19 protein-coding genes and 2 pseudogenes are annotated in these 21,572 nt (G+C 67.9%); 7 read left to right on the top strand and 14 right to left on the bottom strand.

Annotated features, from left to right (window positions below; genetic code table 11):
* Nucleotides 1-6: 6 nt before the first annotated feature.
* Both ACNO8X_RS02070 and ACNO8X_RS02065 read right to left on the bottom strand, forming a co-directional pair.
* Nucleotides 7-285 carry a hypothetical protein gene (locus ACNO8X_RS02070; RefSeq protein WP_043391134.1) on the bottom strand — a complete coding sequence of 93 codons (279 nt, stop codon included), beginning with the start codon at nt 283-285 and terminating at the stop codon, nt 7-9.
* A 271-nt stretch (nt 286-556) separates the two neighbouring features.
* Nucleotides 557-1,474, bottom strand: a complete 918-nt coding sequence (locus ACNO8X_RS02065) for an alpha/beta hydrolase (RefSeq protein ID WP_418003945.1) — start codon at nt 1,472-1,474, stop codon at nt 557-559.
* A gap of 105 nt (nt 1,475-1,579) precedes the next feature.
* Here ACNO8X_RS02065 and ACNO8X_RS02060 point away from each other — a divergent pair, with 105 nt between their 5' ends.
* Together ACNO8X_RS02060 and ACNO8X_RS02055 are read left to right on the top strand one after the other, a co-directional pair.
* Entirely contained in the window at nt 1,580-3,067 is a 1,488-nt protein-coding gene (locus ACNO8X_RS02060; protein WP_418003944.1) for an amino acid permease, read from the top strand.
* A gap of 47 nt (nt 3,068-3,114) precedes the next feature.
* Nucleotides 3,115-4,473, top strand: a complete 1,359-nt coding sequence (locus ACNO8X_RS02055) for a WS/DGAT/MGAT family O-acyltransferase (RefSeq protein WP_418003943.1) — start codon at nt 3,115-3,117, stop codon at nt 4,471-4,473.
* A gap of 91 nt (nt 4,474-4,564) precedes the next feature.
* Here the strand turns inward: ACNO8X_RS02055 and ACNO8X_RS02050 are convergent, their stop codons facing one another.
* Complete coding sequence (locus tag ACNO8X_RS02050; RefSeq protein ID WP_418003942.1) at nt 4,565-5,803, bottom strand: septum formation family protein; 1,239 nt, start codon at nt 5,801-5,803, stop codon at nt 4,565-4,567.
* Between the two features lie 89 nt (nt 5,804-5,892).
* Nucleotides 5,893-8,052, bottom strand: coding sequence for an acyl-CoA dehydrogenase (locus ACNO8X_RS02045; RefSeq protein ID WP_418003941.1), 2,160 nt, complete (start codon nt 8,050-8,052; stop codon nt 5,893-5,895).
* Between the two features lie 144 nt (nt 8,053-8,196).
* Here ACNO8X_RS02045 and ACNO8X_RS02040 point away from each other — a divergent pair, with 144 nt between their 5' ends.
* Together ACNO8X_RS02040 and ACNO8X_RS02035 are read left to right on the top strand one after the other, a co-directional pair.
* The gene (locus ACNO8X_RS02040) at nt 8,197-9,420 is read left to right on the top strand and encodes an alpha/beta hydrolase fold domain-containing protein (RefSeq protein WP_418003940.1); all 1,224 of its coding nucleotides are present in this window, start codon (nt 8,197-8,199) and stop codon (nt 9,418-9,420) included.
* Nucleotides 9,421-9,465: 45 nt separating this feature from the next.
* Nucleotides 9,466-10,884 (top strand): WS/DGAT/MGAT family O-acyltransferase, encoded by a 1,419-nt coding sequence (locus ACNO8X_RS02035; protein WP_418003939.1) that lies wholly within the window; start codon nt 9,466-9,468, stop codon nt 10,882-10,884.
* Between the two features lie 156 nt (nt 10,885-11,040).
* On the opposite strand, the gene ACNO8X_RS02030 is transcribed toward ACNO8X_RS02035, so the two are convergent.
* From ACNO8X_RS02030 to ACNO8X_RS02020, 3 genes are read right to left on the bottom strand one after another with little or no spacing between them, the layout of a single operon-like run.
* On the bottom strand, nt 11,041-12,276 hold the full coding sequence (locus ACNO8X_RS02030; RefSeq protein ID WP_418003938.1) for an alpha/beta hydrolase: 1,236 nt from the start codon (nt 12,274-12,276) through the stop codon (nt 11,041-11,043).
* Nucleotides 12,266-13,852, bottom strand: a complete 1,587-nt coding sequence (fadD12, locus tag ACNO8X_RS02025; protein ID WP_418005738.1) for an acyl-CoA ligase FadD12 — start codon at nt 13,850-13,852, stop codon at nt 12,266-12,268. The genes ACNO8X_RS02030 and fadD12 overlap by 11 nt, the downstream gene beginning before the upstream one ends.
* 54 nt (nt 13,853-13,906) lie before the next feature.
* A complete protein-coding gene (locus tag ACNO8X_RS02020; protein ID WP_418005737.1) occupies nt 13,907-14,650 on the bottom strand; it encodes a lysophospholipid acyltransferase family protein in 744 nt (247 codons plus the stop codon).
* 147 nt (nt 14,651-14,797) lie between these two features.
* On the opposite strand from ACNO8X_RS02020, the gene ACNO8X_RS02015 reads away from it, so the two are divergent.
* Nucleotides 14,798-15,583, top strand: a complete 786-nt coding sequence (locus tag ACNO8X_RS02015; protein ID WP_418005736.1) for a crotonase/enoyl-CoA hydratase family protein — start codon at nt 14,798-14,800, stop codon at nt 15,581-15,583.
* 6 nt (nt 15,584-15,589) lie between these two features.
* Here the strand turns inward: ACNO8X_RS02015 and ACNO8X_RS02010 are convergent, their stop codons facing one another.
* From ACNO8X_RS02010 to ACNO8X_RS01995, 4 genes and pseudogenes are all read right to left on the bottom strand, one after another.
* A complete protein-coding gene (locus ACNO8X_RS02010; protein WP_418003937.1) occupies nt 15,590-16,057 on the bottom strand; it encodes a hypothetical protein in 468 nt (155 codons plus the stop codon).
* Nucleotides 16,058-16,110: 53 nt separating this feature from the next.
* Nucleotides 16,111-16,596, bottom strand: a complete 486-nt coding sequence (locus ACNO8X_RS02005) for a hypothetical protein (protein WP_418003936.1) — start codon at nt 16,594-16,596, stop codon at nt 16,111-16,113.
* 101 nt (nt 16,597-16,697) lie between these two features.
* Nucleotides 16,698-17,144: pseudogene (locus ACNO8X_RS02000) on the bottom strand (acyl-CoA dehydrogenase family protein); the annotation flags it as partial.
* Nucleotides 17,145-17,699: 555 nt separating this feature from the next.
* Nucleotides 17,700-18,818, bottom strand: a pseudogene (locus ACNO8X_RS01995) (acyl-CoA dehydrogenase family protein); the annotation flags it as partial.
* Between the two features lie 58 nt (nt 18,819-18,876).
* Between ACNO8X_RS01995 and ACNO8X_RS01990 the strand changes: the two are divergent.
* Entirely contained in the window at nt 18,877-19,404 is a 528-nt protein-coding gene (locus ACNO8X_RS01990; protein ID WP_418003935.1) for a dihydrofolate reductase family protein, read from the top strand.
* Here the strand turns inward: ACNO8X_RS01990 and ACNO8X_RS01985 are convergent.
* Nucleotides 19,401-19,976 carry a TetR/AcrR family transcriptional regulator gene (locus ACNO8X_RS01985; protein ID WP_418005735.1) on the bottom strand — a complete coding sequence of 192 codons (576 nt, stop codon included), beginning with the start codon at nt 19,974-19,976 and terminating at the stop codon, nt 19,401-19,403. The genes ACNO8X_RS01990 and ACNO8X_RS01985 overlap by 4 nt on opposite strands.
* Before the next feature lie 56 nt (nt 19,977-20,032).
* Entirely contained in the window at nt 20,033-20,167 is a 135-nt protein-coding gene (locus tag ACNO8X_RS01980) for a hypothetical protein (RefSeq protein ID WP_260934362.1), read from the bottom strand.
* 163 nt (nt 20,168-20,330) lie between these two features.
* Between ACNO8X_RS01980 and ACNO8X_RS01975 the strand changes: the two genes are divergently transcribed.
* The gene (locus ACNO8X_RS01975; RefSeq protein ID WP_418003934.1) at nt 20,331-21,128 is read left to right on the top strand and encodes a crotonase/enoyl-CoA hydratase family protein; all 798 of its coding nucleotides are present in this window, start codon (nt 20,331-20,333) and stop codon (nt 21,126-21,128) included.
* 77 nt (nt 21,129-21,205) lie between these two features.
* Here ACNO8X_RS01975 and ACNO8X_RS01970 read toward each other — a convergent pair whose 3' ends face one another.
* Nucleotides 21,206-21,427: a hypothetical protein gene (locus ACNO8X_RS01970; protein WP_043391103.1), complete on the bottom strand. Its 222-nt coding sequence runs from the start codon at nt 21,425-21,427 to the stop codon at nt 21,206-21,208.
* Between the last annotated feature and the right edge of the window lie 145 nt (nt 21,428-21,572).

The following is a 21,572-nucleotide window of genomic DNA, read 5'->3' as shown; positions in this document are numbered from 1 at the left end:
TGGGGCCTAGCGGGCCGGGTGTGCCTGCGGCACCTGCGGGCTCTGCACGATGGCGGCGAGCTGGCCCAGGTTCTGCAGCTTGTCCAGGTCCGGAGCGGACGGGACGGGGACTGCGGAGAACGTCGGCAGCACCGGGTCGGCCGGCTTGTCCTGCAGCATGCCGAGGGCCATGTAGCCGGCCACGCCCAGACCTGCCGCCGTCAGCACCACCACAGCGGTGGATCGCCGGAACAGCTGCCGCAGGGGGCCGATGTTTTCGGTCGTCTGATGGGTCAGGGTGGTCATTGCCGTGCCTCTTCTCGGTGAAGATCAGACCGTTGTGGTCGTTGGTCTGTTCAACAACCATGCGCCCCGAAATGCTTCCCCGCAAGGGTTTATTTGATCGGCTAATTTCTTGAAAACCGTGTTTGACCTGCGTAAACATCAATTAGATAGCATAAGCTAAGTAACGAAGATCACGCTCGCGCGACCAATGAGGCGCGGGATCGGCAGTGCCGCAGTGGGGTTACGGCAGCTGGGTGATCGGCGTGGGCGGCCGACGAGTTAGCCGACGGGGCTAGCCGACGACGGCCGGGTTCAGCATCGGCCGCAGGAATTGCACCTGACTGGCAAAGAACGCACGAGCCACCTGAGTCTTGGCGGCGACGCCGTCGAACCCGTGGTACGCGCCCGGCACCACTTCCAGTTCGCATGGGACACCCGCCGCGCGCAACCGCTCGGCATAGTCGATGTCCTCGTCGTGGAAGACGTCCAAGGTTCCGACGCCGACCCAGGCAGGCGGCAGGCCGGACAGATCGGTCCGTCGGGCAGGGACGGCGACCGCGGGATCGGCACCGCCGAGGTAGGCGCGCCAGCCGAAGCGGTTCGATTTCTGGGTCCACAACCGGTGTCCGGGATGGTCCAGTCCGGGCCGGTCACCTGACCGATCGTCGATCATGGGGTACACCAAAAGCTGTGCCGCCAAAGCAATTTCACCGCGGTCATACGCCAGCTGAGCCAACGCCGCGCTCATGCCACCGCCGGCGCTGGAACCGCCGACCGCCACCCGGGCCGGATCCACCGCCGGCAGTTCGACCAGCCAACGCAGCGCCGTGTAGCAGTCCTCCAGCCCGGCCGGATACGGATTGTCGGGCGCCAACCGGTACTTGACCGCCGCCACCGTGATGCCGAGTTCTTTCGCGAAACGCCGGCACAGCACGTCGTCCTGCGCCGGACTGCCGATCAGGTAACCGCCACCGTGTATCCACAGCAGCGCGCCGCCACGGTCGGTGCCGGCAGGTGGCCGGTGCAGCCGAATCCCGACACCCGACGGCAGCGTCAGCACCTCGGTGCCCTCCGGAGTGCGGCGTTCCTGCAGGTCGGACAGCATCCGGACAAAGCGGAGATTCCACGGCGTGATCGGGCTGCGCGGCATGAACCGTGCGGCACGTGCCAACTCGGGGTGGAACTCGACTGTTTGGGAGATGCCCGACATCTGACCGACAATACTGACCCGAGCCCGTTGTGGACACGCCTGTGTTCACACACAGGAAACCAATTGTCCTGCGCCGGATTGCGAGCCGGTGTTCACTGAATCGCTATGACTGCCACGCCGCATACCCATGTCGAGCCACCCGGTCTGACGGCCGAAGACGCGGGCTATCACCACACCCTCAAGCCACGCCAGCTGCAGATGATCGCGATCGGCGGTGCCATCGGTACCGGCCTGTTCCTGGGCGCCGGTGGCCGGCTGCACAACGCGGGGCCGGGCCTGTTCCTGGTCTACCTGATCTGCGGCGGGTTCGTGTTCCTGATCCTGCGGGCCCTCGGGGAACTGGTGCTGCACCGGCCGTCGTCCGGGTCGTTCGTCTCGTACGCACGTGAATTCCTCGGCGAGAAGGCGGCTTACGTCGCCGGTTGGATGTACTTCCTGAACTGGGCCATGACGTCGATCGTCGACTCGACCGCCATCGCCACCTACTTCCACTACTGGAAGGCGTTCGACGCGATCCCGCAGTGGCTGATCGCGCTGATCGCGCTGGGCATCGTGATGGGCATGAACCTGATCTCGGTGACCCTGTTCGGCGAGCTCGAATTCTGGGCGGCGCTGATCAAAGTCGTTGCCCTCGTGACCTTCTTGGTGGTCGGCACGGTGTTCCTGGCAGGCCGGTTCAAGGTCGACGGCCAGACCACCGGCTTCAGCGTCATCTCGGACAGCGGCGGGCTGTTCCCCACCGGGTTGCTGCCGCTGGTGGTCGTGACCTCGGGCGTCGTCTTCGCTTATGCCGCAGTCGAACTCGTCGGCACCGCGGCGGGCGAGACCGCCGAGCCGCACAAGATCATGCCGCGCGCCATCAACTCGGTGATCTTCCGCATCGCGCTGTTCTACGTCGGGTCGCTGGTGCTGCTCGGGCTGCTGCTTCCCTACACCGCCTACAAGGCGGGCGAGAGCCCCTTCGTCACGTTCTTCTCGAAGATCGGTTTCGAGGGCGCGGGCACCCTGATGAACGTCGTCGTACTCACCGCGGCGTTCTCCAGCCTGAACGCGGGGCTGTACTCGACCGGCCGCATCCTGCGCTCCATGGCGATGAACGGCAGCGCCCCGAAGTTCACCGGCGTCATGTCCAAACGTGGTGTGCCGTATGGCGGTATCTGTCTGACGGCCAGCATCGGGCTGCTCGGCGTCGTGCTCAACGGCGTGGTGCCCGCCCAGGCGTTCGAGATCGTGCTGAACATGGCCGCACTCGGCATCATCGCGTCGTGGGCCACCATCGTGATCTGTCAGTTGCAGCTGTTCCGCTGGTCCGAACGGGGTGAGATGGAGCGGCCGTCGTTCCGGATGTGGGGCGCGCCGTACACCGGGTACGCGACGCTGGTGTTCCTCGCGGCGGTGCTGGTGCTGATGGCGTTCGACAAACCGGTCGGCACCTGGACAGTGGGGACGCTGGTGATCATCATCCCGGCGCTGATCGTCGGCTGGTACGCGGCGCGTGGCCGGGTCCTCGAGATCGCCAAACAGCGGCAGGGCTTCACCGGCCAGTTCCCGGTGGTCGCCAACCCGCCGCCGCCGGGCGAACGCCAGCCCTGACGCGGCAACCTGGTCCACCGCCCGCCGAATAGGGGTTTACTTGGCGGGTGGAGATCATGTCGCCAACCGATGCCATGTTCCTGCTCGGGGAATCGCGGGAGCATCCGATGCACGTCGGCGGCCTGCAGCTGTTCAGCCCGCCCGAGGGCGCCGGGCCGGAGTTCGTGCATGACCTGTATCGGGACATGTTGGCGCACACCAACTTCAACCCCACCTACCGCAAACGCCCGGCGCGGATTCTCGGCGGCATCGCCAGCTTCGGCTGGGCGTACGACGACGACATCGACGTCGACTACCACCTGCGCCGCTCGGCGCTGCCCTCCCCGGGACGAGTACGCGAGTTGCTCGACCTCTGCGGCAGGCTGCACACCAGCCTGCTGGACCGGCACCGTCCACTGTGGGAGACGTACCTGGTGGAAGGTCTCGAGGACGGCCGGTTCGCGATCTATTCGAAGGTCCACCACGCGCTGCTCGACGGGGTGTCCGCACTGCGGATGACGATGCGCACGCTGTCCGACGACCCGGCCGAGCCGGAAGTGCGGGTGCCGTGGGACCTGCCGTCCCGCAAGCGCGTGTCGAAGCAGAGCTCGTCGTTGGTGGGCTCGGCGATCGAGGCTGTCGGCGCGGCGGCGGGTCTCGCGCCGTCGACGTTCCGGGTGGCGCGTGCCGTCTTGTTGGAACAGAACCTGACCCGGACGTTCAGCGCGCCGAAGACCATGTTCAACGTCAAGATCGGCGGCGCCCGACGGGTGGCGGCCCAGTCCTGGCCGCTCGACCGCATCAAGGCCGTCAAGCAGGCCGCCGGCGGTGTCACCGTCAACGACGTCGTGCTGGCCATGTGCTCCGGGGCGCTGCGGGGCTACCTGCTCGAGCAGAGCGCCCTGCCTGACGCTCCGCTGATCGCGATGGTCCCGGTGAGCCTGCGGTCCGAGGCCGACGCCGATGCCGGCGGCAACCAGGTGGGCGCGATCCTGTGCAACCTCGCCACCGACATCAAGGAACCGGCGACGCGGCTGCAGGCCATCTCCGATTCGATGCGCGGCAACAAGCAGGTGTTCGCCGGGCTGTCGAAGACGGAGTCGATGGCCCTGTCGGCGCTGCTGCTGTCGCCGATCGCGCTGTCCACCGTGCCCGGTTTCGTCGACGCCACCCCGCCGCCGTTCAACATTGTCATCTCGAATGTGCCGGGACCACGGGTGCCGATGTACTGGAAGGGTGCGCGGCTCGACGGGAACTATCCGCTGTCGATCGCGCTGGACGGGCAGGCGCTGAATATCACGCTGGTCAACAACGGCGACAACCTCGACTTCGGGCTCGTCGGCTGCCGGCACAGCGTGCCGCACCTGCAGCGGCTGCTTGGCCACCTCGAGGACTCCCTGGCCGACCTCGAGGCTGCCGTCCGCTAGCCGCCTCGGCCGGCGTCGTATCCGCGCGAACCTGACTGGGCGGCGGAAAACCCGCCCGAAATTCTCCCTGCGGTCAAGGCTCGGCGCGGGCTTACAGCGGCGGCGGTGCCCAGGGCAGGGTGATCGGGGCGAAGCCCGGAATCTCGAGCACGTGCGACGGCGCCGCGGGCTCGGCCGGGGGTGCCGGCTCGGCAGGATGTGCCGGTTCGGCCGGGGGAGCCTGCGGCGGATGCGCCGGGTTGTCGACGGGTGAGGCCGGGGCTGCCGGTGGCGCCGTGGTTTCGGTGACGGAAGCGCTGGGCGCCTCGGCTGCCTGCGATGCCACCGACGACGAGGACGACGGTGGCGCCGCGGTACTCGGAGCGACCGCCGGAGCCGCGACGGTGGTCGGGGCATTGCTCGTCGGGGCGATGGTGGTCGTTGTCGTGGCGGGCGCCGGAGGTGCCGCCGGGCGCGGGGCGACGGGAGCGGGAGCGGGCACGGCCGACGCGGCGCCGGGAGACTTCACGCTGCCGGTCAGGGGGCCGGGCGTCCGCGATGCCAGCGCGCACAGCGTCTGGTGGCTGCCGGCGGACCAGCTGGATGGGCCGATGGGCCGGTAGTTCAGGCTCAGGTCGCTGGCCGACAACGTCTTCGGCGCCAGGTACGCGGTGGTCATCGTGCTGCAGGTGGGGCGTAGCACCGCCTCCTGCTCGGCGTCCGATGGCGGCGGGCCGTCGTGGAAGTGCGCGCCGAGATCGACGGGGCCGACTGCCTCGACCGAATGCGGTTCGGCGCAGTCCACGGGCACGAGGCCGGTCTGCCCGCCCTTCATGTCGGCCCCCAGACACGTGCCCGGTGGCCACACCCGCGACTGATCCTGCTCGGCGACCTGCCCGCGGAACGGCAGTTGCTGGCCGTTCGGGCCGGGCAGTTGCAGTCCGCACAACGCGATGTGACTGCCGGATCCGGAACCGCCAGCGCTCACCGAGCGCAGCAGGCCGTACGCGAACCGGCTGTTCGGGTCGAAGCGTGGTCCGAGGTACCGGCGTCCTGATACTGCGCAGGCTCCCTGATCGCCGTCGCCTTCGACTGAGTTGACGACCTCGAACAGGTGCGGGCTGCTGCACTGCACGAACGCGGGCCGCTGGGGCGGTTCAGGTTGCCAGGTCAGGCAGCTGCCGGCGTGGGCACTGCGGAACACGGCGTCGGTGTGGTCGTCGTCGGTTGCACCGCCGGCGGACGGGCCGACGGCAGACACAGTGACCACCCCGGCGATCAGCTGGGCACACAGCAACGCCGCCAGCAAAGCGCGGCGGGGTACCCAGGACCTGACCGATAGCAAACTCATCGGTCCATAGCGTGACATATCCGACCGATCGGCGCAGCGTGGCGAAGCGATCTTCGCTAAGTCTCAACCGACTCGTGATGCGTAACGACCTACTTGAGCAAAGGATCGCGGGGCAGCCCGAGAATTCGTTCGGCGATGGTGTTCCGGGTGATCTCCGAGGTGCCGCCCGCGATGGTCATGGCACGGTAGCCCAGGTAGGCCTGGGTGAGCGCCGGAGTTTGCCCGGTCACGGCCGCGGGGCCGGCCAGCTTCATCCCCAGCTCGGTCTGGCGCTGCCCCTGCTCGGCGACCACGAGTTTTGTGACATTGCCCTCGGGTCCCGGGCCGGTGCCCGCGATGGCCCGGCTGATCCGCCGCAGATTCAGCAGCCGCAGGGTGTGTCCCTCGGCGATCACCGCGCCGGCGCGGTCGCGCAGCCCGGCAGCCAGCTCCGGCTGGGCAGCGTCCAACAGCGCGATGAGATCGTCCGCGGTGAAGCCGGATTGCGCACCGGATCCACCGCCGATCGACAGCCGCTCGTTGCCCAGCGTCGCCCGCGCCACCAGCCAGCCCTTGTTGACGTCACCGACCACGTCGGCGTCCGGGACGAACACCTCGTCGAAGAACACTTCGTTGAAGTGCGCGTTGCCGGTCAGGCCCTTGAGGGGGTTGACGGTCACACCGGGGGCCTTCATGTCGATCGCCATCATCGTGACGCCGGCGTGCTTGGGGGCGTCGGGATCGGTGCGCACGGTGGCCAGGCCCCACTGGCAGTACTGGGCCAGGCTGGTCCACACCTTCTGGCCCGTCACCAGCCAGCCGCCGTCGACCTTCTTGGCGCTGGTGCGCACCGCGGCCGCATCCGAGCCGGCCTCGGGCTCGGAGAACAACTGGCACCACATGATGTCGCCGCGCAGCACCGGGTACACCCAGCGCTCGCGCTGGTCGTCGGTGCCGGCCTGGGCGATAGTCAGCGTCACCCAGCCGGTGATGCCGAGGTCGGGGCGCTCGACGTCACGGAACTCCTCCTCGATGGCCAGCTGCTCCAGCACGCCGGCATCCCGGCCCCACGGCTTGGGCCAGTGCGGCACCAGATAACCGGAATCGACAAGAAAGTCCCGCTTCTTGTCCTCGGCCAGCGACTGCAGCGTCGCGACGGCATCGCGGGCGGCGGTGCGGTATTCGGCCGCTTCCTCGGGGAGCGCGAACGACGCACCATGGGCCCGGCCGGTGCGCTGCCCGTCGACCACATCGGCCAGCGGGTCGGCGCCATCCCCGGTCAGCGCGGCCAGGGTGAGGGCGCGGCGCAGATACAGGTGCGCGTCGTGTTCCCAGGTGAAGCCGATGCCGCCGTGCAGCTGAATGTTGTTCTCTGCGTTGAAGACCTGACTGTGGATCGCCTGGACAGCGGCGACGGCCGCGCCGAACCAGGCGTCATCCAGATCGTCGGCGCGAGCTGCGTCCCACGCGGCCGCGGTGGTGAGTTCGGCCGCCACCAGCATGTTGGCGGCATGGTGTTTGACGGCCTGGAACGTGCCGATGGTGCGGCCGAATTGCTCACGCACCTTGGCGTATTCGACGGCCATGTCCAGCGCCGCCCAGCTGACCCCGACCGCCTCGGCGGCGGCGAGAATGCGAAAAGCTGTGTGCGCCTTGATCGCAGCGCCGCGTAGTACTGCGGTCGCCTCGACCTGGTCCAGTGTCACCGAGCCGATGCTGCGCGTGGTGTCCGCCCCGTCCAGCGGTGTGACGGTGACGCCGGTGGCGTGGGCATCGACGATCACCACGTCATCGCCGGCGACCAGGACCAGCAGGTCGGCATCCGGGGCGCCGAGCACGGTCGGGCTCTCCCCGAACACGGTGTGGCCGGCGATGTGAACGTGTCCGGACAAGCCCAGGGCGGCGGCGGTGTTGCCGTCGGCCAGCCCGGGCAGCAGTGCGGCGCGCAATTCTTCGGTGGCGCATCGGTCGATGACGACGGCGGCGGCGACGGTCGGCAGGAACGGTCCGGGACACAGCTCGCGGCCCTGCGCCTCCAGGACCACCGCCAGTTCGGGCAGTCCGAATCCGGAGCCGCCGTAGGCCTCGGGGATGGCCAGCCCCTGCCAACCCAGATCGGCTGCAGCCGTCCAGAATCCGGCCGGATGCGACGGCCCGCCCTCCAGCGTGGCACGGGCCGCGGCCCGGCTGCCGAGCCGGTGCAGCAGTCCGGTGGCCGAGTCCGCGAGGTCGTTGTGTTCGTCGGTGATCGCCAGCGCTGAGGTACCCATGGCTTGACTGTAAGCACGACGGTACGACTTCGAATAGCCCCTGATCAGCTGTGATGCACTTCACAAGTGAACAGTCTCCGAAATGTGACCACAAACATGCAGTGGCCCCGAAAGCGCGTGGTCAGCGCGGTGTACGCTCGCGAAATGACGGCTCGACCGGACAATGACGTTCACAGCCCCTCGCTGGCGACCAGGCTCCGCTGGTTCATGGCAGCCAAGCCCTCCGATCACCTGCTGGCGATGGCGACGGCGGCCGCGTCGTTGCCCGTGATCGGCAAGAGCCTCGAGCCGCTCGGCGGGGCCACCGCGATGACCCTGTGGGGCATGCGCCACGTGCCGAGCTTCTGGGCGTCGACCTCCAAGGCGTTGTTCACCCCGAGCGTCGCGGAGATCCGTCGGGCCGAGCGTGATTGCACCAACGAGGTGGTCCGGGCCGCGCTGACCGGGGTTGTGCCGCCCGCCGAACTCGACATCGAATGGCCTGCGCCCGAGCGCACGCCGCCGTTCTGGCGGGCCCGTGAACATCGGCGTCAGGTGCACCGCACCTCGGTGCGCTACGGCGATAACCCGTCGCAGCTCCTGGACGTCTGGCGCGCCGACGACCTGCCCAGCGAACCGGCCCCGGTGCTGATCTACCTGCCCGGTGGGGCCTGGGTGCACGGCAGCCGGCTGCTGCAGGGCTACGCGCTGATGAGCCACCTGGCCCAACAGGGCTGGGTCTGTCTGTCCATCGACTACCGTGTCGCTCCGAACCACCGTTGGCCGCAACACATCACGGACGTCAAGACCGCGATCGCGTGGGCCCGGGCGAACGTCGACAAGTTCGGCGGTGACCGCGACTTCATCGCGATCTCCGGTGGCTCGGCCGGCGGGCACCTCGCCGCGCTGGCCGGCCTGACGGCCAACGATCCCGAACTGCAGACCGACCTGCCCGAAGGAGCCGACACGTCGGTCGACGCCGTCGTCGGTATCTACGGCCGCTACGACTGGGAGGACCGGTCCACCAAGGAGCGCGAGGAGTTCGTCGACTTCCTCGAGCGCGTCGTGGTCCGGCGCCGGATCGACAAGCACCCGGAGATCTACCGTCAGGCCTCTCCGATCGCGCGGGTGCACCGAGATGCGCCGCCGTTCCTGGTGATCCACGGCAGCGGCGACAGCGTCATCCCGGTGGCGCAGGCGCGGGACTTCGTACACGAGCTGCGCGCGGTGTCCGAGTCAACCGTCAGTTACATCGAATTGCCCGGCGCCGGACACGGTTTCGACATGACCGACGGTGCCCGCACAGGGTCGATGGCCACTGCCATAGGGTTGTTCCTCGACGAGGTTCGCAGGAACCAGAACCAGCAGTGTGTCGAAGAGGTCGTCTAGACCGTTCGACTGGGCGAGGTCTGACCGAAGCGCAGGAGAGGTCGAGTGAAACGACTGAGTGGGTGGGACGCGTTCCTGTTGTATTCGGAAACGCCCAACGTGCACATGCACACCCTCAAGATTGCCGTCATCGACCTTGCCGGACTGGGTGATCGCACCTTCGGGATCGACGAATTCCGTCGTGTACTCCGGGAACGACTGCACAAGCTGGACCCGTTCGGCTATCAGCTCGTCGACATCCCGTTCAAGTTCCACCACCCGATGTGGCGCGAGCACGCCGAGGTCGATCTCGAGTACCACGTCCGGCCGTGGCGGGTGGCGGCACCGGGTGGCCGCCGCGAACTTGACGAGGCGATCGGCGAAATCGCCAGTACCGCACTGGATCGCAGCCGGCCGCTGTGGGAGATGTACCTCGTCGAAGGCTTGGCCAATGGGCGGGTGGCCGTGGTCGGCAAGATCCACCACGCGCTGGCGGACGGGGTGGCCTCGGCCAACCTGCTGGCCCTCGGCATGGACATCACCGAAGGGCCGCAGCGCGATCAGGACCTCTACATCGCCGATCCGGCCCCGTCCCGCGGCGAGCTGGTGCGTTCGGCCTTCGTCGATCACCTCCGGCAGATCGGCCGGATTCCGGGCGTGGTCAAGTACACCGCCGACGGCATGGCGCGGGTGCGCAAGAGCACGCGCAAGCTGTCGCCGGAACTGACCCGGCCGTTCACCCCGCCGGCGAGCTTCATGAACCACGTGCTCACGCCGGGGCGGCGTTTCGCCACAGCCACTTTGGCGCTCGCGGACGTCAAGGAGACCAGCAAGAAGCTGGGCGTCACCATCAACGACCTGGTGCTGGCCATGTCATCGGGCGCGCTGCGGGAGCTGCTGCTGAAGTACGACGGCAAGGCCGATCACCCGCTGCTGGCCTCGGTGCCGATGAGCTACGACTTCTCGCCGGATCGCATCTCCGGCAACCGATTCAGTGGCGTGCTGATCGGGCTGCCGGTCGACGTGGACGACGCCGAGCAGCGCGTCAGGCAGGCCCGGGAAGCCGCCATGCTGGCCAAGGAGAGTCACCAGCTGGTCGGTCCGGAGTTGGTGGCCCGGTGGGCCGCCTACATGCCGCCGGCGCCGATGGAGTCGATGTTCCGCCGCCTGTCCAACATGGACGGCCAGAACAAGGTGCTGAACCTCAACATCTCCAACGTGCCGGGGCCCCGGGAACGCGGCAAGGTGGGTGGCGCCACTGTCACCGAGATCTACTCGGTCGGCCCGCTCACTGCCGGCAGCGGCCTGAACATCACCGTGTGGAGCTACGTCGACCAGCTGAACATCTCGGTGCTGGCCGACGGCGCGACCACCGACGACCCGCATGAAGTGACCGCGGGCATGATGGCGGACTTCAAGAAAATCCGAAGGGCCGCAGGGCTTTCCGAGGAGCTGACGGTCGTCGAGACTGCCATGGCGCAGTAGGGTCTGCGCCTGGCGGCCGGCGTTCTGCGAGGGTGCACAGTCAATGTGGCTCGGCGTTGAGTGTGCGTGGGCGCAGACAAAGGTCGAGTGACGATCTGCTGGGACGCACTGTCAACGGTGCGCAGGCGCTCCGCCGTGACTGCAGCCGCGGCCCTGCTACCCGACCTGGTCCGCAGCGGCCACGGCGTGACCCCTCTCGGCCCGCACCCACTCCAGGAACCGGGTGATCGCCTCGGCGGTGTAGCGGCCGTGTGCCGAACCGAAGACGTCGAATGCGTGCTGGGCGTACGGGATCTCGGCGTACGCCACCGGCGCCGGTGACCGCTCGCGCAGGGCGGCCACGAAGTCCCGTCCCTCCTGGACGGCGATCATCGTGTCGTTGCCGCCGTGCAGCACGAAAAACGGTGGGGCGTCGGGGCCGATCCGCGTGATGGGCGAGGCGTCCAGGAACTCCTGGGAGTTGGTGGCGAACGGCTTCTTGATGATCAGCTGCTCCAGCGCCTGCATCATCTCGGGGCGCCCGGGGCCGTCGTAGCTGAACCAGTCGTACCGGCCGTACACGGGAACCGCGGCCACCACCGAGGTGTCGGCGTCCTCAAAGCCGGGCTGCCACTGGGGATCTCCGGGAGTCAACGCGGCCAGCGAGGACAGGTGACCGCCCGCCGAGCCGCCGCTGATCGCGACGAAGTCGGGGTCGCCGCCGTAGTCGGCGATGTTCTCCTTGATCCAGGCGAGGGCCTGCTTGACGTCGATGATGTGTGCCGGCCACTGGTGTTTCGGGCTGACGCGGTAGCCGATGGACACGCAGATCCAGCCGCGGTCGGCGAGAGTGCCCATCAGCGGATAGGCCTGCGGCCGACGGTCGCCGAGCATCCACCCGCCGCCGGGAACCTGCAGCAGCACCGGGGCTTTGCCGTCGAGCGGCAGGTCGGGGCGGCACCAGATGTCGGCCAGGTTGGCGCGGTGCGGACCGTACTTCACGGTCTTCTTGTTGTACTTGCGGCGCGACAGCATGGTGCGCGCGATGCCGGGCAGGCGCGGGACGCCCGGATCAGCCGGGTTGCCCGGCCCGATCACGTCGCGCAGTGGTTCTTCGAACGCCGGCCGGGAACTGCGGCTGCGGCTGACGATGTATCCCAGGATGGCCCAGGTGATCACGTTGAGCACCAACGCGATTCGGCCGCTGGTGCCGGAGAACGCGCCGCGCCGACCGCGGCGGATGGTGGACAGCACCGAGGAGCTGAGCACGAATCCGGCCGCTTCGCTGGACGGCCAGCCGTATGCGAAGGTGAGGATGCCGGGGTTCCCGGCGCGGGCCAGCGGGGTGGCCGCGTTGGTGGCGTTGACGAGTCCGAGGACGGCCCGGATCAGAGTCACTGATTTACGCGCCATTGGCCAGCGCCTTCAGCTCGCGGCGATCGATCTTGCCGGTACTGTTGCGCGGCAATTCGGCGAGCACGGTAATCGACCGTGGCACTTTGTAATTGGCCAGGTTGTCTCGTACGTGCTGCTTGAGGGATTCCTCGGTGGCGGTCGCGCCATCGGTCAGTACGACGAACGCCGCCAGGCGCTGGCCGTACTGCTCGTCGTCGACACCCAGCACGGTGGCTTCGGCCACGTCCGGGTGGGTGGACAGCGTCTTCTCCACCTCGATGGGGTAGACGTTCTCGCCGCCCGACACGATCATCTCGTCATCGCGGCCGACGACGAACAGGCGGCCGGCGATATCCAGGTATCCGACGTCACCCGACGACATGTAGTCCTGGTGGAAATCTTTTGTGGCACCGGAGGTGTAGCCGTCGAACTGGGTCGAGTTGCGCACGTAGATGGTGCCCACCTCGCCCGCCGGCAGCTCCTTGAAATCGGCGTCCAGGATCTTGATCTCGGTGCCCTCGGCGGGCCGGCCGGCGGTGTCGGGTGCGGCGCGCAGGTCGGCCGGGGTCGCGGTGGCGATCATGCCGGCCTCGGTGGCGTTGTAGTTGTTGTAGATGACGTCACCGAACTGGTCCATGAACGAGGTGACGACGTCGGGGCGCATGCGCGAGCCGGAGGCCGCGGCGAACCGCAGCGAACGGCCGCTGTAGCGGTTGCGGATGTGGTCCGGCAGTTCCATGATGCGGTCGAACATCACTGGGACAACACACAATCCGGTCGCCTGGTACTTGTCGACCAGGGCCAGGGTGGCCTGCGGGTCGAACTTGCGGCGAGTGACGACGGTGCAGGCCATCGACGCCGCGAACACCAATTGTGAGAAGCCCCAGGCGTGGAACATCGGAGCCACGACCACGGTGGTCTCCTCGGTGCGCCACGGCGTGCGGTCCAGGATCGCCTTCAACGCGTCCAGGCCGCCACCGGAATGCTTGGCGCCCTTGGGAGTTCCGGTGGTTCCGGAGGTCAATAGGATCACCCGGCTCTTTTCGCCGGTGCGTCGCGGCTGCAGCCCCAGGTGGTCGATGATCAGGGACTCGACGGTCAGGGGGTGGTCCTCGGTGTCGGTCCACGCCACGATGCGGGTAACAGGAGGCCGGCCCGTCTGACCTTGATCCTGCAAGGCCCGGTCCACCGTCGCGGTGAACTCTTCGTCGTAGATGATGACGTCGACGTTCTCGCGGTCCACGACCTCGGCCATGGCCGGGCCGGCGAAGGAAGTGTTCAGTAGCAACACATCTGCGCCGATGCGGTTGGCCGCGATCAGTGCGTCGACGAAACCGCGGTGGTTGCGTGCCATGATGCCGACGACCTTGGCCGAGGGCAGCAGCTGCAGGGCGGCGGCGAACGCGTCGCCGCGCTTGTCGAGCTCGCTGAAGGTCAGCGTGCCCAGCTCGTCGATCAGGCCCGGACGGTTACCGCAGCGCTGCGCGGAACTGGCGAAACCTGAAGTGACGCTCATGTTTTCGCGGGCCATGGCGCCCGCGATCCGGACGTACTTGTCCGGCCGCAGTGGGGCGATGACACCGGCGCGGACCATGGTGTTGACCAGGCCGGCAGTGGCGGTCAGCTTGTCGGTGATACCCACGGGCGGTCAGCCTAGTACCGGGAAGCGCCGCTCTTCGGCGAGTTCGTCGAGAGCGTCCTGCATGACCTTGCGGACGCGTGCGTCGACCGCGTCGATGTCGGGCTCTTCACCGAACTCGGCCTCGATGTTGATGGCCGGCAGCACCTGCATGACGATCTTCGACGGCAGTGGCACGTTGAAGGGCAGCACGGCGGACAGGCCGAACGGCAGGCCGACGGACAGCGGCACCACCTTGGCGCGGGCGGCGCGTGCGATGGGGCCGAGGGCCTTGGCGATGCGCTCGCCGCGGGTCAGGAACAGCTGGGTCTCCTGGCCGCCGATGCCGACCATCGGCACGATCGGCACGCCGGCATTGATCGCGGCCTTCACGTAACCCTTGCGGCCGTCGAAGTCGATCTTGTTGGCGTCGGTCGACGGCCGGTAGACGTCGTAGTCACCGCCGGGGAACACGACGACGAGGCCGCCGGAGCGCAGCGCTTCGTCGGCGTTCTCGTGGCTGGCCAGGATGTAGCCGGTCTTCTTGAAGAAGTCCGCGGTCGGGCCGACCATCAGCATGGCGTGGCTGAGGGTGTACACGGGACGGTCGTAGCCGTACTTCTCGTAGAAGTGCGAGGTAAAGATCGGCACGTCCATGGGCAGCATGCCGCCGGAATGGTTGCTCACCACCAGCGCGCCACCCAGCGGAATGTTCTCCAGTCCGCGGACCTCGGAGCGGTGATAGACCTTCAGCAGCGGTCGGAGAATCCCCATGACCTTCTCGGTCAGGTCCGGGTCGAATTTGGTGATTTCGGGCAGCTTGGCCACGGTTTCTCCTCTGGCTGCGGCAAAAACTAGAACATGTTCTAATTTTTGATTATTCACTGGTTGACCGCCGGACGCCAATCCCCTGTGGCTAGCATCACCGTCGTGACCCAAGAAGCCACCAGCGAAGATGCCGTCCTCGTCGAACAGCGCGACCGCATACTGATCATCACCATCAACCGGCCGCAAGCCAAGAACGCTGTCAACTCAGCGGTCAGCCAGGGCTTGGCCGCGGCCGCGGACCGCCTCGACGAAGACCCGGGACTGTCGGTCGGCGTGCTGACGGGAGCCGGCGGCACGTTCTGCGCCGGCATGGATCTGAAGGCCTTCGCAAAAGGGGAGAACGTCCTCTCGAGCCGCGGTCTGGGCTTCACTCAGCGGCCGCCGGCCAAGCCGCTGATCGCGGCCGTCGAGGGCTTCGCTCTGGCCGGTGGCACCGAGCTCGCCCTGTCGGCAGACCTGATCGTCGCCTCCAACGCGTCGGCGTTCGGTATCCCCGAGGTCAAGCGCGGTCTGGTGGCCGGTGGTGGCGGCTTGCTGCGGCTGCCGCAGCGCATCCCCTATGCCATCGCGATGGAACTCGCGCTCACCGGCGACAACCTCACGGCGACCCGGGCCCACGAGTTGGGACTGGTCAATGTGCTGACCGAGCCCGGCGCCGCACTGGATGCCGCCATCGAGCTGGCCGAGCGCATCACTGCCAACGGCCCGCTCGCCGTCGCCGCGACCAAGCGCATCATCGTCGAGTCGCCCGACTGGTCCGACGCCGAGAAGTGGGACAAGCAGGGCGCCATCCTGGGTCCGATCTTCATGTCGAAGGACGCGCGCGAGGGCGCGGTGGCCTTCGCCGAGAAGCGTGCCCCGCAGTGGACCGGTAGCTGACCTTCGTTACTTGGGTTTCTTTTCCGGCTGCTGCACCGGGCACTGCTGCTCAACCCAGTTGTTGAGCGTGCGGCTGAACTGGCTGCGGTCGGGATCGCTGGAGTGCAGGCCGTTGGTCTTGACGAAATGCGTCACGGCGGCCTGCACATCGGCCGGCGGGTGGAAGCCGTTGATGGTGTCCCCGGCCGCCTTGGCGTCGTCGGGGGACGCGCCGGACATCAGGTTCACCACCGCGCCGGTGAGTTGCAGGCAGGTCCCGCCGTCGAGCTGACGGCTGGTGGGGGACGGCGGCGCTTCGGCTGCGGGAGTGCTCGGGGCGGCAGCGGTGCTCGGCGCCGGAGCGCTCGACGACGCAGTGGTCGGCTGCGGCGGTTGCTTGTCGCCCGAACATCCGGCCAGCAGCAGAGCGGCTGCCAGGACTGCGGCCTGACGGCCATTGAATCGCCGCGACGTCACGATCTCCCGGTAGGACATGTGTTTGTTCTACCGGGAGACAGCTGCCGTCGGCTACCGGGGTCGAACAATGGTCAGACTGCGGCGACGAAGTCGCTGCTGTAGAACTCGGCCGGGGACTGCGAATGCGGCGCGGGCAGATCCACCTGGAGCCACACGCCGGTGGTGCCGGGAGCCACGTTGACCTGCACGGTCGAGTTGCCGTTGCCGAAGCCATCGGTGCTCAGTGTGCCGGTGCCGATGCTCGGGTCGCCGGCCAGGCAGCCCAGCGCGGCGTGGGGGGCCGGGATCAGCCGGACCACATATTGCGCGTTGCGTGCGCCGTCGAGCATGTCGATGTGGGCGACGGCGGTGCGGCCGTCGGAGGTGATCTCAGCCGTCGGCACTGCCGGAAAGCGGAACTTCATGTAGTTGATCGGCTGCCGGTCGCAGGTGTAGGACCGCGACATCAGAGTCATGCGGTGCGTGCCGGCGGCCTGGGCGGGCGCGGCGACCACGGTCGCGGCGGGGAGGGCGGTGCAGACGGCCAACGCAGCCAGGGCGCCGCTGATTTTTGACATTCGTCAAGTTTTTACCGGGACCGCGGGTAGCGCTATGGCCGCTGTCACAACCGGACCGAGCCCACGTTCGGTGTCGATAATGACTTAGGTCACAAGCACTTTCAGATCCGACCCACCGTCACATCCCATGGGTCGGTCGTCGCGGTGCGGGTCGCGAGCCTGCGGGCGTGCCAGCTGGTGCTGCCGTACTCGTCGGCCCAACTGCGGGCCCGCATGGTTGCCCGCCACAGCGGATGTTCCGCGGTGGTGCCGATGGCGCCATGCAACTGGTGGGCGATGGTCGTCACCGGCGCGACGGCCCGGCCGACGGCGATCTTGGCCACGGTCGTGGCATAGGCGGTGCGGGCGTCGCCGAAGCCGTACTGTGCGGCGGCAGTTATCGCCAGAGTGGTTGCCGCCCTCGCTCGTTCGACCTCGCCGAGCATCGAGGCCAGTGAGTGCTGCACCGCCTGGAAGGCGGCGAGCGGGCGGCCGAACTGCACCCGTGTTTCGGTGTGCGCGACGGTCAGCTCTGCGGCGGCATCGAGTGCGCCGACGATCTGGACGCTGCGGCACCAGGCGCCGCGGATGGTCAATTCGTCGGCGACCGTCAGTGGCAGCTGGACGACATCGCTTGCCGCGGTGTCGAATTCGATGGTCGCCCGGGGCTCGCCGGCGAGGTTGTGTGCACTGTCGATGAGCGCCGGTGAGTCGCGCAGTGCGACGTACAGGGCGTCCGGCCCGCGCTTGGTCACCAGCACCGGCCCGCACTGCGGCCAGGTGGCGACCTGCTCGACCGCCAGGGTCAGGGGCCCGGACTCCGGTACCGCGAGACCGGCTTCGGCCGCCAACCACGTTGCCAGCACGTCGGTTTCGGCGATCGGCACCGCGGCGGCATGACGTGCCAAGGTGCCCAGCACGACGGCCGTCGCGGCGGGACCGGCGTCGGCGTCGCTGCTCAACCGGGTCAGTCCGGAGCTCTCGGCGGTGCGCCACAGGGCGTCGTCGAAGGTCAGCGGCAGGGTGCGGGCGGGCTGTGCGGACTGCCCGATCTGGTCGGCCAGTTCGCGTAGTTCGGCCAACTCATCCGAATGCTGTTTGGCGGCAGCCTGTTTGGTCCAGTTCTTGGCGACGATGCCGCGCAGTACCTCATTGGTGCCGCCGCGCAGGGTGAACAGCGGCGCATGCACCCGAGCGGTGTCCAGCATCGCCTGCAGCCGCGGACGGTCAGGACCTTCGTACCGGTCCAGCAGCTCCGCGGCGATCTCCACGGAGTCCTGCTCGAATCGGGTGCCCAGGTCTTTGACCAGCGCGGCGGGGACGGCGGCGTCTTGGCCGGCGGTCAACGCGCGCGCGACCGAGATGGAGAGCTGACGCAGCGAGATCATCCGTGCCAGCAGATCGCCGATATCGGCACGGGGGTCGTCCCGCAGCGCCTCGATGAGTACGAAAAGCAATGTGGCCGTGGACAGGAAGCGCTCCGGTCCGCTGCGCTCGAAACCCAGTTCCGAGGTCACCTGGTGCCAGCCCGCGCCGACGGTGCCGAGCAGATCGGCGTCGGTCAGCGCGACGTTATCGAACAGCACCTCGTTGAAATGATGTTCGCCGTTCATCTGGACGATCGGCTCGATGGTGACGCCCGGGGCGTCGGTGGGCACGATGAACTGGCTGAATCCCGCGTGCCGATGCGCGGGGTCCAGGGAGCTGGTGCGGGCCAGCACCACGATCTGGTGTGCAAGGTGTGCGCCGCTGGTCCACACCTTGCTGCCGTTCAGCAGCCAGCCGGCGTCGGTGCGGGCGGCTTTGGTGGCGACTGCGGCCAGGTCGGAACCGGCCTCGTGCTCGCTCATGCCGATCGCGGAATACAAAGTACCGGAAGCGATTCGGGGTAGCAGTCGGCGCCGCTGATCTTCGCTGCCGTAGGTCAGGAGGGCCGGCGCCACCTGCCGGTCGGCGATCCAATGCGCGGCGACCGGTGCGCCGTGGGCGAGCAGTTCTTCGGTGACCACGTACCGGTGCATGTGGCTGCGGCCGCGGCCGCCGTACTCGACCGGGATGGTGAGACCGACGAAGCCGGCTGCCGCCAGCCGCATGCTGAAGTCGGCGTCCCACTTCGACAGCCAGCAGTCGACTCCGGGTTCCCAGCCGAACTCCTTTGCGTCCTCGGCCAGGAACCGGCGCAGGTCCGTGCGCAGTTCGGACAGGTCGTCGTCGTCGGCGCGGAGGGCGTCGAAATCGTCCATCCGGCAACAGTAATCGGGGCGCCTCGGATTGTCGGTGGGTCGCGGCATACTCGGAGCGATGGCGACCATTTACTACACCGCATCGAGCTTGGACGGCTTCATCGTCGACTCCGCGGGAAGCCTGGACTGGCTGCTCTCGCGTGATATCGACGTCGACGGACCGTTCGGCTACAAAGCCTTCGAGCAGTCGGTGGGTGCCCTGGTCATGGGGTCGACGACGTACCGGTGGGTCGTCGAGAACGAACCGGGTGATTGGCCGTACCCCCAACCGACGTGGGTGCTCACGTCGCGGCCGGACGTCGTCGTCGAGGGGCACCCGGTGTGCCCGGTCAGCGGCGATGTCGCACAGCTGCATCCGGCGCTGGTCGAAACGGCGGGCGAGCGTGACATCTGGATTGTCGGCGGCGGGGACGTCGCAGCGCAGTTCGTGACGGCCGGCCTGGTCGACGAACTGGTGGTGTCCTATGCGCCGTGCTCCCTGGGTGCCGGCGCACCCGTGTTGCCGGTGCGCTCGGAATGGCGATTGCTCGAGTCCGCGGTCAACGGGGACTTCGTCTGTGCGCGCTGGGCTCGCGCGGACGGTTAGCTGCCGGCGGTGGGCAGGCCGTTGTTCTTGACGAAAGCCTTTGCCTTGACGAGGAATTCGAGTTGAGTCGCGACGTCGTGCAGCGGTGCGACGCTCTGCGACGACCGGCTCAACACCACCGCGCCTTCCAGAGCGGCCAGGCAGGTGACAGCCAGGGCTGACGCGTCGGAATCGCTGAATCCCTCGGCGGTGAAGGAGTGTCCGAGCGCGGTGCGCCACCGGTCGAAGATCTCGGCGGCAATGGGGGTCAGTGTCGGCGCTTCGTCGCCTGAGCCGACCGCAGCGGCGACCACCGGGCACCCCGCGGTGAAGTCGCTGTCGGCCAGAATCTGGTCCCAGAAGGTGACGAATCCGCGCACGAGTGCGATGCCGCCGTACGCGGCGGAGCCGTCGATGTGGGCGGCGATCGCGTCGCCGGCGAACTGCAGTGCTTCGATCAGCAGCTGGCTGCGGCCCTCGGGAAAGTGGTGGTAGACCGACCCGCGGGGTGCGCCGCTGCGGACCAGCACCTCGTCGATGGTCAGGCCGGCGGCGCCGCGCTCACGCAGCACGGCGGCGGCGCTGCGCACCATCCGTTCCCGGGTGGCGCCGCGCTTGTTGACCGTCTTGATGGCGGGCGCTGCCGCGCTCAATGCGTGACCCGGTTCCGAAACTGTGTCATCCGGTCCTGCACACCGCGAGCTGCTTCACGCAGCCGTTCGTTGGCGCCCAGGACGGTGTGCGTGAAGCGATGGCCTTTCACGTTGACCTCGACCACCCACATGCTGCCCTCCTCGATATGGGACTCAGCATAAAACGCCCAACACATCGGACCAAAGAATGTATTCCAGGTCACAGATATCCGAGGTTTTGAGCGCTGGGGGATCTACACTTCCTTCCAACTATGGTCTATTACATAATTTCTTGATCAGGAGTTCACTGCTCGCATGACCACCGATCTCGATCTGCAGACCGTCACCCTCGAACGGGACGGGCATGTTCTGGTGATGGGCCTCAGCCGGCCCGAGAAGCGCAACGCGTTCGACCGCGCGATGCTGGCCGACCTGTCGCGGGCCTACGGTCTGCTGGAGCGCGACGACAGCCTCCGCGCCGGAGTGCTCGTCGCCCATGGCGACCACTTCACCGCCGGTCTGGACCTGCTCGACGTCGCTCCCGCCATCGCCGCGGGGGAGAGTCCGTTCCCCGCCGATGGCCGCGACCCTTGGCGGCTCGACGGGCCGTGGACCAAGCCGCTCGTCGCGGCGGTCCAGGGCCGTTGCCTGACGCTGGGCATCGAACTGCTGCTCGCCGCCGACATTCGGGTGGCAGCCGCCGACGCCCGCTTCGCCCAGATCGAGGTGCTGCGCGGCATCTATCCGTTCGGCGGTGCCAGTGTCCGGCTACCGCGCGACGCAGGCTGGGGCAACGCCATGCGCTGGCTGCTCACCGGTGACGAATTCGACGCGGCAGAGGCGCACCGCATCGGTCTGGTGCAGGAGGTCGTGGAAGATGCCGCGGCCGCTCGCGCTCGGGCAATCGAGATCGCGCACACCATCGCGGACCGCGCGGCGCCGTTGGGTGTCCACGCAACCCTGGCCTCGGCTCAGTTGGCTCGCAGCGCGGGTGAGGCCGCGGCCTTCGAGCGACTCCAGCCCGAGGTGGCCAGGCTGTTCACGACCCAGGACGCCGCCGAGGGCGTGCAGTCCTTCGTCGAGCGGCGCGCCGCCCAGTTCCAGGGCCGCTGACCACCTCGCCCAGCAGACGTGAAACCCCCCAAAACCAGATGATTTTGGGGGTTTTCGCGTCTGCTCGCGCTGGAAACCTAGCCGGCGTTCTCCAGCGCGACGAGTGCGGCGGCCACGGCGAAGTACTTGTTGGCACCGAGCTGGCGCACGGTCTTGATGTTGAACGCCGCGGCGAGGTGCTCGGCGTCGGAGTCACTGACCCCGGCGAGCGCGGCGGGCGATGCGTCGAGGATGTCCTTGAGGGACTTGTCCTCGTAGGCCTTGTCGAGCGACTTCTCGAGATCTACAGAAACTGCCATGGGTTGCCTCCCAGATTGTTTGCCAACGACCTTCGAACGGGCGTGACGGTATCAGCGATTACTGGGGTTCGCCTGGGATAAAACACCCGTGCTGAAAAGCCGAATGGCCACCCGGCCGAGTCCCCCGAGGGGTGAAGGACAACGG

Source organism: Mycobacterium sp. PDNC021, from assembly GCF_048282635.1.
In the GTDB taxonomy this organism is placed as follows: Bacteria; Actinomycetota; Actinomycetes; order Mycobacteriales; family Mycobacteriaceae; genus Mycobacterium; species Mycobacterium llatzerense.
This window is presented reverse-complemented; position numbering and strand designations above follow the sequence as displayed.

Bases quoted from the DNA above. Each gene is read 5' to 3' on its own strand.
- ACNO8X_RS02060 (WP_418003944.1), top strand. From the start codon at position 1,580: ATGACTGCCACGCCGCATACCCATGTCGAGCCACCCGGTCTGACGGCC.
- ACNO8X_RS02005 (WP_418003936.1), bottom strand. From the start codon at position 16,596: ATGTCAAAAATCAGCGGCGCCCTGGCTGCGTTGGCCGTCTGCACCGCC.
- ACNO8X_RS02070 (WP_043391134.1), bottom strand. From the start codon at position 285: ATGACCACCCTGACCCATCAGACGACCGAAAACATCGGCCCCCTGCGG.
- ACNO8X_RS01970 (WP_043391103.1), bottom strand. From the start codon at position 21,427: ATGGCAGTTTCTGTAGATCTCGAGAAGTCGCTCGACAAGGCCTACGAG.
- ACNO8X_RS02030 (WP_418003938.1), bottom strand. From the start codon at position 12,276: ATGGCGCGTAAATCAGTGACTCTGATCCGGGCCGTCCTCGGACTCGTC.
- ACNO8X_RS01985 (WP_418005735.1), bottom strand. From the start codon at position 19,976: ATGGTGCGCAGCGCCGCCGCCGTGCTGCGTGAGCGCGGCGCCGCCGGC.
- fadD12 (WP_418005738.1), bottom strand. From the start codon at position 13,852: ATGGTCCGCGCCGGTGTCATCGCCCCACTGCGGCCGGACAAGTACGTC.
- ACNO8X_RS02050 (WP_418003942.1), bottom strand. From the start codon at position 5,803: ATGAGTTTGCTATCGGTCAGGTCCTGGGTACCCCGCCGCGCTTTGCTG.
- ACNO8X_RS01990 (WP_418003935.1), top strand. From the start codon at position 18,877: ATGGCGACCATTTACTACACCGCATCGAGCTTGGACGGCTTCATCGTC.
- ACNO8X_RS01980 (WP_260934362.1), bottom strand. From the start codon at position 20,167: ATGTGGGTGGTCGAGGTCAACGTGAAAGGCCATCGCTTCACGCACACC.
- ACNO8X_RS02040 (WP_418003940.1), top strand. From the start codon at position 8,197: ATGACGGCTCGACCGGACAATGACGTTCACAGCCCCTCGCTGGCGACC.
- ACNO8X_RS02010 (WP_418003937.1), bottom strand. From the start codon at position 16,057: ATGTCCTACCGGGAGATCGTGACGTCGCGGCGATTCAATGGCCGTCAG.
- ACNO8X_RS02065 (WP_418003945.1), bottom strand. From the start codon at position 1,474: ATGTCGGGCATCTCCCAAACAGTCGAGTTCCACCCCGAGTTGGCACGT.
- ACNO8X_RS02045 (WP_418003941.1), bottom strand. From the start codon at position 8,052: ATGGGTACCTCAGCGCTGGCGATCACCGACGAACACAACGACCTCGCG.
- ACNO8X_RS02020 (WP_418005737.1), bottom strand. From the start codon at position 14,650: ATGGGGATTCTCCGACCGCTGCTGAAGGTCTATCACCGCTCCGAGGTC.
- ACNO8X_RS01975 (WP_418003934.1), top strand. From the start codon at position 20,331: ATGACCACCGATCTCGATCTGCAGACCGTCACCCTCGAACGGGACGGG.